Source organism: Vibrio sp. RE88 (assembly GCF_013113835.1).
Taxonomy (GTDB): Bacteria; Pseudomonadota; Gammaproteobacteria; order Enterobacterales; family Vibrionaceae; genus Vibrio.
In genome coordinates, this window is record NZ_VTYQ01000003.1 from 703,147 (window position 1) to 718,228 (window position 15,082).

The following is a 15,082-nucleotide window of genomic DNA, read 5'->3' on the forward strand; positions in this document are numbered from 1 at the left end:
GCGTCTGTTCAACTACGTTTTGTATCAAAGCGTAGTCAAGCTCTGGAAACCTGTGCACTGGGAAACCCCAGCCGTTCAGTTAGCCTTGGTATTTTTTGATAACCAATGTTGCGTTTGTACCACCAAAACCAAAGCTGTTTGACATTACTGTCGTTAATTCTGCATCACGTGTTTCTGTCACGATGTCTAGGCCTTGAGCCGCTTCATCCAGATTCTCAACGTTCACGCTTGGGGCGATGAAGTTGTTGTCTAACATCAGCGTCGAGTAAATCGCTTCATGTACGCCAGCCGCACCAAGAGCGTGACCTGTCATCGCTTTTGTCGCAGAAATTGCTGGGCTGTTGTCACCAAACAGTTCTTGAATAGCGCCTAGCTCTTTTACGTCACCAACTGGTGTTGATGTACCGTGCGTGTTCACATAGTCAATTGCGTCTACGTCTTGCATCGCCATCTTCATACAACGCACTGCGCCTTCACCTGATGGAGCAACCATGTCGTAGCCATCAGACGTCGCGCCGTAGCCGACGATCTCACCGTAGATTTTCGCGCCACGAGCCAGAGCGTGTTCTAGCTCTTCGATAACCAGCATGCCGCCGCCACCAGAGATAACGAAACCATCACGATCTGCATCGTAAGTACGAGAAGCTTTATCTGGCGTTTCGTTGTACTTAGTAGATAGTGCGCCCATAGCGTCAAACATCATAGTTTGAGACCAATCTAGCTCTTCACCACCACCAGCGAATACGATGTCTTGTTTACCAAGCTGGATAAGCTCCATTGCATGGCCAACACAGTGTGCAGAAGTAGCACACGCTGAACTCATTGAGTAGTTTACGCCACGGATTTTAAATGGCGTTGCAAGACACGCAGAAACCGTAGAAGACATAGTACGAGGAACCATGTAAGGACCCACTCGCTTCACGCCTTTCGCACGCATCGTATCTACCGCCAACGCTTGGTTTAGTGCAGAAGCACCACCAGAACCTGCTACGATACCGGTACGGTCATTAGAAACCTGTTCTTCAGTCAGGCCAGCATCTTCGATTGCCTGCTGCATTGATAGGTATGCATACGCAGCCGCATCACCCATAAAGCGCATCTGTTTACGGTCAATATGCTCTGATGGGTTGATTTTCAGATCACCCCAAACCTGTGAACGTAGACCTTGTTCTTTAAACTGCTCAGAGGCAGTAATGCCAGATTTACCTGCTTTTAGAGACGCTAAAACTTCTTCGACGTTGTTACCGATACTTGAAACAATACCCATACCGGTGATTACGACTCGTTTCATTATGACATTCCTATAATTCAAAAATCTGCTAGATGATAACTAAGTTACCTGTGAAAAGTGGTCAGCTTTCCCAGAAAACCGTACAATCGCCACAACTTTATCGTCTTCATCACAAAAATTCAGACATTATGACCTCAATTACCAATGCTCAGCTGGGCTGGAACGATGCCGGAACCCCAGTATCAGATCAGTTTGATGACGTTTATTTTTCCAACGTAAACGGCCTTGAAGAGACCCGCTACGTCTTTCTTCATCAAAATCATCTGCCACAAAGATGGCAAGATTATGACCAGCGTCGTTTTGTCATCGGAGAAACAGGCTTTGGTACTGGTCTGAATTTCCTCGCAGTTTGGCAATGGTTTGAAGAATTTAGGCGTCAAAACCCGGATGCGCCACTAAAAGAACTGCATTTTGTGAGTTTCGAAAAGTACCCTTTGAGTAAAGATGACCTGATTAAAGCTCACCAAGCTTGGCCGGAACTGGCTGAATACGCAAGAAAATTACAGCAATATTATCCAATTGCCGTTCCAGAGTGCCACCGAATTGTCCTTGAAGACGGCGCGATAACCCTAGACCTATGGTTTGGTGATATAAAAGATTGCATGCCAAAAGTCCCTGTTGGTGAACAAGGGTTGATTGATGCATGGTTTCTTGATGGTTTTGCTCCGAGCAAGAATCCTGAAATGTGGAATCAAGAACTGTTCGATGGCATGGCCAAACTCGCTAAGCAAGATTGTACCTGTGCCACTTTCACTGCGGCGGGCTTCGTGCGACGTGGGTTGATTGAAGCCGGTTTCGAAATGAAGAAAGTCAAAGGCTTTGGCACCAAACGAGACATGATTGCTGGACACTTAGCCCAACGAAAGCCTCACACTAACCACAAGCCTTGGTTCCATCGCGATCGTAGTGGTTCGATTCAGTCCGTAGCGATTATTGGCGGCGGCATTGCCAGTGCCACTTTAGCAAAAACACTCATTCGCCGAGGGGTAAAAGTAACCCTATATTGCCAGGATTCAGAAGCTGCACAAGGGGCGTCGGGCAATCGTCAGGGTGCAGTCTACCCATTACTGAATGGTTTGCACACAGGTGTCTCTCGCGTGTTTGCTCCGGCCTTTTTGTTTGCTCGACAGTTTATTGAACAAGCGGCTCAATCGATTAAATTTGACCATGACTGGTGTGGCGTGACTCAACTAATGTGGGATGAAAAGTCACAAGCCAAGCTGGAACGCATGTTGAGTGGCAATTTTGATAGTGGCCTTATCCGCCAACTGAGTGGTGAGCAAACCAACCAGATGCTTGGCTTGCCGGTTGATATGAGCAGCGTGCATTACCCACTAGGCGGATGGCTGTGCCCGGCTCAGCTCACTCAAGGGTTGATTGAACATGTAGCCCAAAGCCCATTATTTGAAGTGCATTATCAAACTAAGATAGACGATATGCGTTGGGATGAAGCACACGCTAGCTGGACATTAAGCAGCGGTGACAAAACCTTCACTCACGATACTGTTGTGGTCGCCAATGGTCATCAGTTCAGTGAATTACCTCAGACGAAAGACGTCCCTCTTGGTCAGGTTAAAGGTCAGGTGAGCCATATTCCGACCAACAGTGAGCTCAGCAAACTCAAAACGGTGCTTTGCTACGACGGCTATATGACGCCAGTAAACCCGAATAACGGATTTCATTGCATTGGTGCGAGCTACGACAGAGAGAATCTGAATCGTGAGTTTGACCCCGTCGCCCAACAAGGTAACGGAGACAAGCTACGTAAATGTGTCCCAGAACAAAGCTGGCCCCACCAAGTCGATACCTCAGATAACCAATCGCGTCAGGGTATTCGTTGTGTGAGCCGAGACCACTTGCCATTTATTGGCAGTGTCGGAGATTTAGACAAAACCAAGCAGGTTTATCACAATCTGCAAACCACCAAACTGGCAGACGCAGAAAAAGCACCATCCTACCCTAACCTGTTTTGTATGCTTGGTCTGGGATCGCGCGGTTTAAGCTCGGCGCCTCTTTTAGCGGAAACCTTAGCTTCACAGATATGTGGTGACCCTTTGCCGCTGCCAGTGGACGTATTGGAAGAGCTTCATCCAAGCCGTATGTGGGTGAGAAAATTGCGAAAGGGCAAAGCCATTACTGAACAGTAACGTTTGGTTGCAGGGCTTCTATCATGCTCACGCTCCTTCACCACAATCTCTCTTGGGAAGGAGCGTCTTGTCTAACTCAGCGCTAAGACCGCAGCATTGACTCGCTCAGCCACTTCCTGACTTTTAAACGAGCCGGACTCCAAATCAAAATTGTCGTAAAAGCTTGGGATAGACACAGAAGCTTTCACTTCAGCGCCAAAGTATGGTGCTGAGCCTGTTGCAGCAGCTAAAACATTAGATGCACCACCGGGACCAGGTGATGTTGAAAGGTAAACAGCGGGTTTATTGGCAAATACGTTACGCTCAATGCGTGTCGCCCAATCAAACAGGTTTTTATACGCAGCGGGGTAAGAGCCATTGTGCTCGGCGAAAGAAATAATCAACGCATCGGCCTGAGCAAGGTCCGCCAAAAACGCTTTCGCTCCCTCAGCCTGACCAATTTCCTTTTCTTTATCTTCACTAAACAGCGGAACATCGTAGCTGTTGAGATCCAAAATAGTCACATCTGCTCCTTCAACTAGATGAGCAGCATAAGTTACTAACGTTTTGTTGATAGACGTTGAGCTGGTTGAAGCTCCAAAAGCGACGATTTTCATAATTCTGTCTCCTTGACTCTCTCCTTACTATGTAAAGAAGAGCATATCCAGCGAACAGAAAACCAACAACCATAAAATAGTTAAGGGCTTGTTCGAAAATTTCGAACAAGCCCTTAACTTAAAAAATATCAGGAGAAATTAAGCTTGGTTGACTAGCTCAAGCCAAAGGTCATTGACGATAGTGCGATCGGCAGGGCTCAATTCAGAACGTGCGTCATCCAGACTGCCTTGAATACGTACTTTCAGTTCTTCTATATCATTGACGCCTTCTTCTTCACACGAAGCAGCAGATAGAGAAATATGTCCACGTAGGTACCCACCAGCAAACAACTCGTCATCAGATGCGGTCTCAATACGCGCATCAATCATTTCTAGCAGCTTCTCTTCAAATTCAATAATCATAATGCTCTATTGCCCGGGTCAGTTTGATTCTCAAAAAGAATGCAGAGCTTCTCACATTGAGAAAATTAACGCAAACCCTAGTTATATCAAGGGCTGACAGCATGGCACGCGCTGTGCACTTCCTCAACTATTCAACGAAGTTCAGCGAGGAAGGACCCATGAAAAGAAAACAAATGGCTTTAAACATATCGGTGGTAGCAACTGCTTTGTTCCAAGCATCATTCACCTTTGCAGAGACACCATTCACCTCGTGTCCGACTCAAGCATTTTTGATTCAGAATCCAACAGGCACGCCAGTCGCCTACGGTGTCAACATCGACGTCGGTAGCTACGTCACACTGGATTCCAATTTAGATACTGCAAAGCTAAATGGTGTGGGTTATAGCAAACATGACGACTTCATTTACGGCTGGGACTATGGCACAGCCTCACTTTCTCGCATTGATTCCACCTTTACAAAAACGTTGCTCAATGTCAGCAAGCCATCTGGTGCCCCTACTTCTATCTACGTTGGTGACGTATCTCTTGATGAGAATGCCTGGTACGGCTACAGGCCTAATTACGGGCTCTACAAAATTGATTTAGATACTCTTGTCATGGAGCTTTCATCACCGCCTAGCCAATTCGGCAATCCTGTAATATACGATTTGGCCTTTCATCCTGACAACAGCCTGGCTTATTCCATCGATTCAAATGGTTACCTTTGGGAGATTGATGTCAACGCTGGCACTTCCAATCGACTGAACCAACTGTTAGATAAAAATGTACTCGGATATCGCTTTACTTTTGGTGCGGTCTATTTCGATGTCGATGGTAATTTCTACGCCAGCAACAACAGCAATGGGTATGTCTTCAAAGTAACTATCAATGGAAACAGCTCCAGCGCAGAATTTTTTGCTTATGGCCCTTCCAGTAATTCCAACGATGGTGCTCGCTGTGCTCTCGCTCCAGTCGAACCCAGTGAATACACCGATTTCGGCGATGCACCAGACAGTTACAAAACGACTTTCGCCTCTTCTGGTGCGCGTCATGGTATGTCAGATCTTAAGTTAGGTTCTGTTATTGATGGAGAGACCGACGGTAGCCCATATCCGCTCAGTGATGATACTTCAGATGGTTCGGACGATGATGACGGTATCCAATTCCCTGTTCCAATTCAGGTGGGACAAACCAGTAAAATCATCGCAACGGCTGCAGGCACATCTGACAGTTCAGTGCTCAATGCCTGGATTGATTTCGACCGAGATGGTGAGTTTGAGTCTAACGAAATCATCATCAGCGACCAATCGATGAGCGATAGCACTGGTGACATCTTCTTCACTGTTCCTACTTGGGCTGTCACCGGAGAGACTTGGGCTCGATTCAGAATTTCCAACACATCGGGCATTGGTCCAAGCGGCGGTGTTCCCGCAGGTGAGGTGGAAGACTACCTGGTCGACATCACGGAGAGCGGTGTAGTAACCGAACTATACCCCAGCGGTGGTGGTTACACTTCTTTCGCCTATGAGGATCAATATCCAAAAAGCGGCGACTATGACATGAACGATGTCCTGATGAACGTTAAATACACAGAGTACCAGCTCAACGACCAAGTCATTCGTATGAAAATTGAAGGTAAGGTCGCCGCTCTCGGCGGTGACTACCACTCAGGTTTTGCTATTCGATTACCTAATGTGGCAAAAGAAGACGTTAAATCAGACTCAGTACAACTTTACGTGAACAACGAGCTGCAAACCGCGACCGTACTCGAAACAGACACTGTTGACGCGGTATTCATCATTCATGAAGACTTGTGGGATATTACTGAGCCTGGTGAAGCTGAAGAGTGCACTATGTTCCGAACTCAAGAAAACTGCGGAACGAGTTATCGTCCAAGCTGGATCCTAACCTTCTCGTTTGAGAATGCAGTCGACACATCAACCATGCCAGAGTTCCCGTATGACCCATTTATATTTGCGGCACCTGGTCATTATTACGGTGATATCGGTTATCAGTTGACAGGCGGGTTCCCAGGACGAGGTTTAGAAATTCACCTCAAAAACCAATCCCCGACCAGTAAGTTTGACACGCGATACAAGTCTTACGGTGTCGATGCATCAAGTGGTGATACCCACTACCACGATGACAAAGGTCTACCTTGGGGTATAGAGATCCCTACAACCTGGCAGCATCCATACGAACAGGTCAATATTTTAGAGGCTTACACCAAATTTGACGATTATGCCGAAGACGCCACAGGTCAAACTGAACCTACCTGGTACGAGACTTCTGTTGACGGCAAAATTTATATCGACTAAAGGAGAAACAATTATGTGGAATATCAAACTGACGCACTTATTTGCAATGGTAATACTTGTTTCTCTCTCCGGCTGTGGTGGCGGCGGAGGTAGTGAAGGAGGCTCTTCAGGTTCATCTACGGGCTCTTCAGCCGCTGCAGCATCAACCGATGAAGATTCCAACACTTTGGCCGATGTGCGTATCGATTATGACAATAATCTTGCTTCGGTGTATCAGGTCGACATAGATGTCAGCCTACCTCACCTTTCAGCCTCTCAGGTTTACATCTCCGTCTGTGATAATGCTGGGGGAAACGTGGAGTCTGTTGACTATGACAAGTGCCTGTTGAAAGCTGCGTTGCAATCCGGAACAGGCAATTATCAGCTACGAGTACCTAATCATTGCGAATCATTGATTGCAGTAGTTTCCGTCATGGAACCCAACACTGCACCATTGGTCTATACACTCAATCACAACAATCAAGCCGAAACGACTTGGCTCATTCAGTAACGAAAAGCAAACCAGCCGCATACTGCGGCTGGTTTTACATTACTTCAAACATGGAATAATCCAGAGCAGGCTGCTGATAAAAAGACCGTAATGCATATGAAAGCATACGAACACGCAGTGGCATACCCTGCTCAAATATCTTACCGACTTCCGTATGAACTTTGTGCATAAAGGCTAAACGATCAGGTTCAAAGTCTCCGTTTAAGTTGTCACAGCTCACTGTAAACGGAAAACCTGCACTAAGAGAGAAGATCCACTCATAAGCCTGAGGGCGAATTTCAACTTTCTCAAACTCAGCCTGAACCGCTTCAGTGCGTCCATCCGGTTCGTACCAATAGCCGAAATCCTCTAATAAGCGACGCTCTGGTCCTGCGACACACCAATGCGCGATTTCGTGAAGTGCTGACGCATAGAAACCACGAGCAAAAATAATCCGGTGATTAGGCTGACTGTCATCCGCTGGCAGGTAAATAGGCTCGTCGCCCCCTAACTCCAAACGCGTATTATATTCACTTAGAAAAGTGGCGTTAAAAATGTTGATCAGGTCCTGATATTTGTGGTTCATGGGGATAAAATCATGGTTTAAATTACAGCGCTCGGCATTCTCGCATTTTTGATCCCAATTGCAAATCCCTACACCAACTACTGACATTAGAAATAATTATGCGAAAGCCCCCTTCACATTCATAAAATCTCATTCGTCACAGATCACATTTCCCACTAAACTGCCTTTTATTGGTTACAGAATGGCAGATTTTCCAATCCGCACGTCACGTAGGACGAAACAATGTTATTGAGCATTTTATATATCATTGGCATCACAGCTGAGGCCATGACCGGCGCACTCAGTGCAGGTCGAAGAAAAATGGATTGGTTTGGGGTTATGCTCGTTGCGAGTGCAACAGCAATTGGCGGTGGAACAGTGCGCGATATCCTCCTTGGCCACTACCCGCTCGGTTGGGTAGAGAACCCACAATTTCTCGCGATCACCTGCATTGCAGGCGTGCTAACCACTGGGTTGGCAAAATGGATCATCAAGTTTAAAGGGTTGTTTATTCGCCTCGATGCACTGGGCCTGATTGTTTTTAGTATCATTGGCACTAAAGTCGCGTTGGCGATGGGCCATCATGCAATGATCTGTATGGTAGCGGCACTGGTAACAGGCGTTTTTGGTGGGCTATTGCGTGACTTAATCTGCCGTCAAACACCGCTTGTCTTGCACGAAGAGTTATACGCGTCTGTCGCCCTGATTGCTTCAGGCCTTTACCTAGCGTTACTGGAGTTTGGTATTAATGATGTCACCGCGACCATCTCAACTCTAGTCGTTGGCTACATGCTGCGCATGGCTGCGGTTCGCTTTAAATGGCGTCTGCCTTCATTCCACCTTGAAACTGAAGGTTCTCTCCACTAATTCACAACGCCCCATTCTAGGGGCGTTTTATTCTCTAACTTGTCGCCTAGCTATGAATAATATTCGCTCAAATATTTACCGCTAAGAATCATTTGTGAGCCAACTTGGATTTACCACCAAAACCTGCCATCGAAGCGCGATTGTGCGATGAAAGTACATTCAAGTATTCTGCAAATCTCTTCATTGGTTTAATAACGCCTCTTCAAAACGACGTACTTGCTCACCAATCGCTAACATATTGATGCAACTTTCAATTATGAGTGCGTGACGGGTTAATTATCCGTTAATTTGTCCTGTGACCTTTTGCACAAACACAGCAGACGACTTATTTTACTCTGGTCGCCCGCAAGGAAGAGTCCGAATTCACTATCGTTAATCTCTCTCCATTCTTTTCCTTGCCGTCACTTAAAATAAGCTGAAAGGTCTGAAGATGAGAAACAAACAACGTATTACCCTATCGGCAATAACGCTAGCCGTCATCTTGGCTGGCTGTAGTTCCACGCCAAAAACAAATGATGCTTCCACCCAGCTGACGGCACTACTCGACAGCTACCAACATGAATCACAATCTCTGGATAGCACTCACTTTGGTATCGTCAATGATCAGATAGCTGCCGCACGTCAGTCTTTGGATCGTATCTATCTCGACAAGCTTCTTGAAATAGAAAGAAGCGCTTTAACCGATGAAGAAAAGGTCTACTACGATACGTTCCGCTTTGACCGCACCATTGCGATTCGCGGCGCAAGCTTCGCCAACACACGTTTTGGCAACTTCGATGTCCCAGTCACGCATTTTTACAACTACATTCAGTGGAATGCCGAAGAAGCGGGCGCTGCTATTGATACAGATTCCGACAGTGAACAAACGTACCAAGAACAACTAACCATGCTCAAAGAGTACACCTCTTGGGTCAGGGGCTTACACAGCCAATATCAGCAAGCCACACAGCAAGGTATTCAACTACCCGCCATTCTTGCTGAACGCCTATATCAAAACAGCGTGGACACGATTAGCTACAATAATTTTGCCATGCTCAAGGTAGGATTAAACGACTTAAAAACTCAGTCAGGGTATACGCCAACTTTTATCAATCAATACACGCAGGAAGTTGAGAAAGCACAGCGGGCAACCCAAGAGCTGTTGGCGTATCTGCATAATCAGTACGTTAAGATCGCTCGCGGTGAAGGGCAGCTCACCGACAAGAATATTGGCTGGGGTGATTTACCCAATGGGCAGAGCTGGTATCAGTGGCACCTAGACCGAAACAGCACCACCGGAAAGTCAGCCGCCGAGCTACACCAGATGGGTGAACAACTAGTCGCCGAAGCTAAAGCGGAGATGATTCGCGTGGCAAAAGTGGTGGTTGCTAAGCGCGGTTCCATCGTGGAAGCGGCGTATCGAGACCCAGCAACAGGTGACGTTTCACCTCGGACGTTTGAACTCGCGACGGACTCAGGTCAGATCAATCTCGGCGAGTTTTTTAAATACCTCAACAGCGAGCAATTCTTTTATGGCCGAGATGGTCTACAAACAACAAACAAGGAATACGCAGCAGTCTGCAGTAGCGCGTCCTCTCCTTCTGCCTGCCAAAACGCGCTGACGGACTACTATGTGTTTAAAGACAATGCCAACGATGTCGTCGCCAGCTATTTTAAACCTATCAAAACCGACTACTCCATAGAGCCAACCCCTGCTGAAAGCGAGATGTATGATGGTGTGGCCTCCTACGATGACAATGTGTTCACTCTCAACACCAACCCAGATTACAGTCTGCAAAAATGGAATGTCTCGACCTTGCTGTTACATGAAGCGGCGCCTGGTCATCATTTCCAAAACGCGTACGCGCAGGAATACCCACCTGCGAATCTGCCCGATTATATGCAGGATATCTGGTACACCGCTTATGGCGAAGGTTGGGCGCTCTATACCGAATGGCTTGGTATTGAAATGGGCATTTATGGAGAGCTCAACGCGCAGAATCAGCCGACGTTTGTTAACGGCAAAGGCATGTGCACTTCCGACACTGACTATAGCCAGTTCCAAGGAGGAATCTATACAGATGAGCAGGAATGTAATGCTCTACAGTACTTTGGCAGTCTAAACGAAGCACAACTGAGGAATATGCGATTAGCGGTCGATACCGGCATTCACGCCAACGGCTGGAGTATTCAGCAGGCACGCGATTATATGCACGCCAATTCCGCGCTCGGCGAAGGTGACATAGAATCTGAAAGCTTCCGTTACGCCGCCTATGTCGGTCAGGCGGTGTCTTATAAGTCCGGTTATCTGGTTATCCGAGAATTGCTTGAAAAGGCTCAACAAGCGCTAGGAGATAAGTTTGAATACGTTGAATTCCACAACCAACTGCTACGCTACGGGCAACAACCGATGGAAGTGATGAAGAACAACATCAATAACTGGATTTCTACAAAACAACAGGCCTAAATGAAAAACGGCTTCCTTGTGGAAGCCGTTTCTATTCACTAAATCTGAGGTGTTTCTGTCGTCACACCTTGATTCTGACCACGATGGCGAAGTAAGTGATCCATCACTACAATTGCCAGCATGGCTTCTGCAATAGGCACTGCACGAATACCAACACATGGGTCATGACGACCTTTGGTGATCAGCTGAGTAGGTTCGCCTTCTCTGGTGATGGTTTCACCCGGGACGGTGATACTAGACGTCGGCTTTAGGGCAATGTTCGCAACAATATCCTGACCAGTCGAGATACCACCTAAAATGCCACCAGCATGGTTACTACCGAAACCGTCTGGAGACAAAGTATCACGGTGCTCGCTGCCCTTTTGGCTAACAACATCAAATCCATCGCCGATTTCAACACCTTTCACCGCGTTGATACTCATCAGCGCATGAGCGATATCAGCATCCAGACGGTCAAATACAGGTTCGCCTAAACCAACAGGTACATTGGTTGCGACAACCTGTAGTTTGGCACCAATCGAGTCGCCTTGCTTTTTAAGATCGCGAATCAGTTGATCTAACGCATCAACTTTATCGACATCTGGGCAGAAAAACGCGTTATTTTCAATCTCATCCCAATCCACTTTCTCAATCGACACATCACCCATTTGAGATAGGTAAGCGCGGATTTCGATACCAAACTCTTGCTTCAGGTATTTCTTAGCGATAGCACCCGCAGCTACACGCATAGCGGTTTCACGTGCAGAGGAGCGGCCTCCCCCACGGTAATCACGCACACCGTATTTCTGGTGGTAGGTATAGTCAGCGTGACCTGGACGGAACTTGTCTTTGATTTCCGAATAATCTTTTGAGCGTTGATCTGTGTTTTCAATCAACAGACCAATCGAAGTACCTGTGGTTTTACCTTCGAATACGCCAGACAGAATCTTCACTTCATCTGGTTCGCGACGTTGAGTGGTATAACGAGAAGTACCCGGACGACGACGATCAAGATCCGTCTGAATATCCGCTTCAGTTACTTCCAGCCCTGGAGGGCACCCGTCGACGATACATCCTAGTGCGATACCGTGACTTTCTCCGAATGTCGTCACTCGGAAATGCTGTCCGATACTGTTTCCTGCCATTACTTCCTCAAATTTCTTCAGCTCTGTAAACAAAGCTGTACATTACAATTGTTCGTAAATTCATAGTGGCGTTATTGCGATTTGATGTAAAGCCCTAAAGCCGATCTATTTTGCTTTTCTTTACCAATAAAAAACGCCGGACAGGGCTGTCCGGCGTTTTATCAAATCAAGCGAGCTGAATGATACTCAGTCTTTATAGATTGAGAACTCTTCCGCATGTTGCAGCATCTGTTCACGCGTCAGCATGAATACACCATGGCCACCATTTTCAAACTCAAGCCAAGTGAACGGGATATGTGGATATTGTTCCATCATATGAACCATAGAGTTACCCACCTCACAGATAAGAATACCATTATCCGTTAGGTAATCTGGCGCATTAGCCAGAATACGACGCACCAGTTTCAGACCATCCGTACCCGCAGCGAGGCCAAGTTCAGGCTCATGAGTAAACTCATCAGGCAGACTGTTCATGTCTTCTTGATCCACATACGGTGGGTTAGACACAATCAGGTTGTACTTCTCTTTTGGCAGATCACGGAACAGATCCGAGCGAATCGGGAATACCTGCTGCTCCATACCATGGTCCTGAACATTCTGTTCGGCCACCTGCAGTGCATCTGTCGAGATATCAATGGCATCAACTTCTGCATCCGGGAAAGCATGTGCACAGGCTATCGCGATACAGCCACTCCCGGTACACAGATCCATGATGCGTGTTGGCTCTTCGATTAGCCAAGGTTGGAACTCGGCCTGAATCAGCTCACCAATTGGAGAACGAGGCACTAGAACACGTTCATCGACAAAAAACTCTAAGCCACAGAACCAAGCACGGTTGGTCAGGTATGCGGTTGGAGTACGCTCATTGATTCGTTTCACAACGCGCTCAACAATGCGCAGGCGCTCACTGCTGGTTAAACGAGAATTTAATACATGCGGAGGCACGTCAATTGGCAAGTACAACGTTGGCAGGATCAGCTGAACGGCTTCATCCCATGCGTTATCAGTGCCGTGACCATAAAATAGGTTTGCGGCGTTGAAACGACTCACAGTCCAACGAATCATATCCTGAAGCGTGTGTAACTCTGATACCGCTTCTTCTACAAAAATCTTATCCAAAATTGCCTCCGAAAAGCGCTACAATACTGCCAATAGCATTTTATTTATGTATCTATGACCCAATGAGCAAAAAAGACACCGAAATTGATGATGATTTCGCCCTTTTCAGGGATGCAGTACAAGGCGTAAAAAAGTTGCGACAGGATACCATAGTCCAGCAGCCAAAAAAAAATACTAAGCAAAAAGAAATCAAACGTAGCGCGCGTGAAGCCAGCGATACAGAGTTTTATTTTTCTGATGAGTTCGTGCCACTTCTCAATGAAGACGGCCCGACTCGCTATGCCCGCGATGACGTTTCTCAATATGAAGTGAAACGCCTTCGCCGTGGTGTGTATGTCCCAGATGTATTTTTAGATATGCACGGCATGACGCAAAATGAAGCCAAGCGCGAACTCGGCTCGATGATCGCATACTGCATCAAAAATGAGATTTCGTGTGCGTGTGTTCAACACGGCATTGGTAAGCATATTCTCAAGCAGAAAACGCCGCTTTGGTTGGCGCAGCACCCTGATGTCATGGCGTTTCACCAAGCACCATTAGAGTTTGGCGGTGACGGCGCTTTGCTGGTTCTGCTGTCGATCCCAGAAAAATAGAAATGCACTCACAAATAGAAGACAGTTTCTATTGCCTTAAGTCTGGTGGGATCGGTAGATCTGACGCTTTAAAGTGAGGACGCTGTCCACCACGTTTACGGTACTGCTTAAGCTGGAACACATAAGCCAGCACCTGTGCCACCGCCGTAAACAGCCCATCAGGAATCTCTTGCTCTAGCTCCGTGGAGTGATACAACGCACGTGCAAGCGGAGGGGCAGGAATAACATAAATGTCGTGCTCACGAGCGATTTCTCGTATTTTTAGCGCCATGTGATCGGTACCTTTCGCCACCACAATCGGCGCTTTATCAGTATCCTGTTTATAGCGCAGAGCCACAGAGAAGTGCTCCGGGTTAGTGACAATGACATCGGCTTGGGGGACTTCTGACATCATTCGACGTTGAGCGGCTTCACGTTGCAACATACGGATCCGCCCTTTGACTTCAGGCTTACCTTCCGTCTCCTTGTACTCGTCTTTGACTTCCTGTTTGGTCATCTTCAATTGATTGGCGTGCTGCCAGATCTGGAAAGGGATATCGATCGCGACAACAATCAGCAACGAACAACTGATCAACAGTACAAAGTTAAGCAAGATATCTAACGCGTGGAAAATGTTCTGCGGATAGACATCCATACTCAACTGAAACAGATCTTCCTGCGCGGCATCGATCAAATAGAAAGCAACACCAGACACTAACGTCACTTTCAGAATCGACTTAAGCAGTTCAACCCAGCTTTGCAGACCTACCATGCGTTTCAGGCCGCTGAGTGGGTTCATTTTCGACCATTTGGGCATCGCGGCTTCAACTGAGAAGCTAATACCGCCAATCCCTGCTGCGCCGATTAAAGCGGCAATGAACAAGACAACAAGAATCAACAGCAACGGGCCAAGTAAATTGCCCATCGAGCCAAGAGCAATATCAAACAACTTTGGCAGGTCAAAAATTTCGTCACGAGAGAGGTCGAACAGACGCCCCATGAGCGTATATAAAGCACGTGCAAGTGACTCGCCAAACCACATCAGGGCAATGGCGCCAATCACAAGCACAGATACCGACGCTAATTCTTTTGACCTTGCAACCTGCCCTTTTTCACGAGCCTGTTGCAAGCGCCTGGGCGTGGCGTCTTCGGTGCGTTCTTGACCGTCTGATTCTGCCAACTCAGCC

General features: G+C 47.1%; 13 protein-coding genes. 6 read left to right on the forward strand and 7 right to left on the reverse strand.

All coding sequences use genetic code 11. From position 1 onward, the window contains the following. Positions 1-79: 79 nt before the first annotated feature. Positions 80-1,291, reverse strand: coding sequence for a beta-ketoacyl-ACP synthase I (fabB, locus tag F0265_RS09180; RefSeq protein WP_006959468.1), 1,212 nt, complete (start codon positions 1,289-1,291; stop codon positions 80-82). Positions 1,292-1,419: 128 nt separating this feature from the next. On the opposite strand from fabB, the gene mnmC reads away from it, so the two are divergent. Further along, positions 1,420-3,438, forward strand: a complete 2,019-nt coding sequence (gene mnmC, locus F0265_RS09185) for a bifunctional tRNA (5-methylaminomethyl-2-thiouridine)(34)-methyltransferase MnmD/FAD-dependent 5-carboxymethylaminomethyl-2-thiouridine(34) oxidoreductase MnmC (protein ID WP_171748775.1) — start codon at positions 1,420-1,422, stop codon at positions 3,436-3,438. A gap of 71 nt (positions 3,439-3,509) precedes the next feature. Here the strand turns inward: mnmC and F0265_RS09190 are convergent, their stop codons facing one another. Both F0265_RS09190 and F0265_RS09195 read right to left on the reverse strand, forming a co-directional pair. Continuing rightward, positions 3,510-4,034 carry an NAD(P)H-dependent oxidoreductase gene (locus tag F0265_RS09190; RefSeq protein ID WP_171748632.1) on the reverse strand — a complete coding sequence of 175 codons (525 nt, stop codon included), beginning with the start codon at positions 4,032-4,034 and terminating at the stop codon, positions 3,510-3,512. A gap of 138 nt (positions 4,035-4,172) precedes the next feature. Next, positions 4,173-4,436, reverse strand: coding sequence for a YfcL family protein (locus F0265_RS09195; RefSeq protein ID WP_006959471.1), 264 nt, complete (start codon positions 4,434-4,436; stop codon positions 4,173-4,175). Positions 4,437-4,594: 158 nt separating this feature from the next. Between F0265_RS09195 and F0265_RS09200 the strand changes: the two genes are divergently transcribed. After that, a complete protein-coding gene (locus tag F0265_RS09200) occupies positions 4,595-6,733 on the forward strand; it encodes an LruC domain-containing protein (protein ID WP_171748633.1) in 2,139 nt (712 codons plus the stop codon). A gap of 13 nt (positions 6,734-6,746) precedes the next feature. Then, positions 6,747-7,223, forward strand: coding sequence for a hypothetical protein (locus tag F0265_RS09205; RefSeq protein ID WP_171748634.1), 477 nt, complete (start codon positions 6,747-6,749; stop codon positions 7,221-7,223). A 34-nt stretch (positions 7,224-7,257) separates the two neighbouring features. Here the strand turns inward: F0265_RS09205 and F0265_RS09210 are convergent, their stop codons facing one another. After that, a complete protein-coding gene (locus tag F0265_RS09210) occupies positions 7,258-7,788 on the reverse strand; it encodes an elongation factor P hydroxylase (RefSeq protein ID WP_171748635.1) in 531 nt (176 codons plus the stop codon). A gap of 222 nt (positions 7,789-8,010) precedes the next feature. Between F0265_RS09210 and F0265_RS09215 the strand changes: the two genes are divergently transcribed. Together F0265_RS09215 and F0265_RS09220 are read left to right on the forward strand one after the other, a co-directional pair. Then, entirely contained in the window at positions 8,011-8,634 is a 624-nt protein-coding gene (locus F0265_RS09215) for a trimeric intracellular cation channel family protein (protein ID WP_006959475.1), read from the forward strand. Between the two features lie 430 nt (positions 8,635-9,064). Further along, positions 9,065-11,080 carry a DUF885 domain-containing protein gene (locus F0265_RS09220; protein WP_171748636.1) on the forward strand — a complete coding sequence of 672 codons (2,016 nt, stop codon included), beginning with the start codon at positions 9,065-9,067 and terminating at the stop codon, positions 11,078-11,080. A gap of 38 nt (positions 11,081-11,118) precedes the next feature. Here the strand turns inward: F0265_RS09220 and aroC are convergent, their stop codons facing one another. Both aroC and prmB read right to left on the reverse strand, forming a co-directional pair. Continuing rightward, positions 11,119-12,204, reverse strand: coding sequence for a chorismate synthase (gene aroC / locus F0265_RS09225; RefSeq protein WP_171341328.1), 1,086 nt, complete (start codon positions 12,202-12,204; stop codon positions 11,119-11,121). 186 nt (positions 12,205-12,390) lie between these two features. Further along, a complete protein-coding gene (gene prmB, locus F0265_RS09230; protein WP_019274562.1) occupies positions 12,391-13,323 on the reverse strand; it encodes a 50S ribosomal protein L3 N(5)-glutamine methyltransferase in 933 nt (310 codons plus the stop codon). Positions 13,324-13,385: 62 nt separating this feature from the next. Here prmB and smrB point away from each other — a divergent pair, with 62 nt between their 5' ends. Further along, positions 13,386-13,916 carry an endonuclease SmrB gene (smrB, locus tag F0265_RS09235; RefSeq protein WP_021457332.1) on the forward strand — a complete coding sequence of 177 codons (531 nt, stop codon included), beginning with the start codon at positions 13,386-13,388 and terminating at the stop codon, positions 13,914-13,916. A 28-nt stretch (positions 13,917-13,944) separates the two neighbouring features. Here smrB and flhB read toward each other — a convergent pair whose 3' ends face one another. Beyond that, positions 13,945-15,075, reverse strand: coding sequence for a flagellar biosynthesis protein FlhB (gene flhB, locus F0265_RS09240; RefSeq protein WP_038513015.1), 1,131 nt, complete (start codon positions 15,073-15,075; stop codon positions 13,945-13,947). Positions 15,076-15,082: the final 7 nt, after the last annotated feature.

Bases quoted from the DNA above. Each gene is read 5' to 3' on its own strand.
- fabB (WP_006959468.1), bottom strand. From the start codon at position 1,291: ATGAAACGAGTCGTAATCACCGGTATGGGTATTGTTTCAAGTATCGGT.
- mnmC (WP_171748775.1), top strand. From the start codon at position 1,420: ATGACCTCAATTACCAATGCTCAGCTGGGCTGGAACGATGCCGGAACC.
- F0265_RS09190 (WP_171748632.1), bottom strand. From the start codon at position 4,034: ATGAAAATCGTCGCTTTTGGAGCTTCAACCAGCTCAACGTCTATCAAC.
- F0265_RS09195 (WP_006959471.1), bottom strand. From the start codon at position 4,436: ATGATTATTGAATTTGAAGAGAAGCTGCTAGAAATGATTGATGCGCGT.
- F0265_RS09200 (WP_171748633.1), top strand. From the start codon at position 4,595: ATGAAAAGAAAACAAATGGCTTTAAACATATCGGTGGTAGCAACTGCT.
- F0265_RS09205 (WP_171748634.1), top strand. From the start codon at position 6,747: ATGTGGAATATCAAACTGACGCACTTATTTGCAATGGTAATACTTGTT.
- F0265_RS09210 (WP_171748635.1), bottom strand. From the start codon at position 7,788: ATGAACCACAAATATCAGGACCTGATCAACATTTTTAACGCCACTTTT.
- F0265_RS09215 (WP_006959475.1), top strand. From the start codon at position 8,011: ATGTTATTGAGCATTTTATATATCATTGGCATCACAGCTGAGGCCATG.
- F0265_RS09220 (WP_171748636.1), top strand. From the start codon at position 9,065: ATGAGAAACAAACAACGTATTACCCTATCGGCAATAACGCTAGCCGTC.
- aroC (WP_171341328.1), bottom strand. From the start codon at position 12,204: ATGGCAGGAAACAGTATCGGACAGCATTTCCGAGTGACGACATTCGGA.
- smrB (WP_021457332.1), top strand. From the start codon at position 13,386: ATGAGCAAAAAAGACACCGAAATTGATGATGATTTCGCCCTTTTCAGG.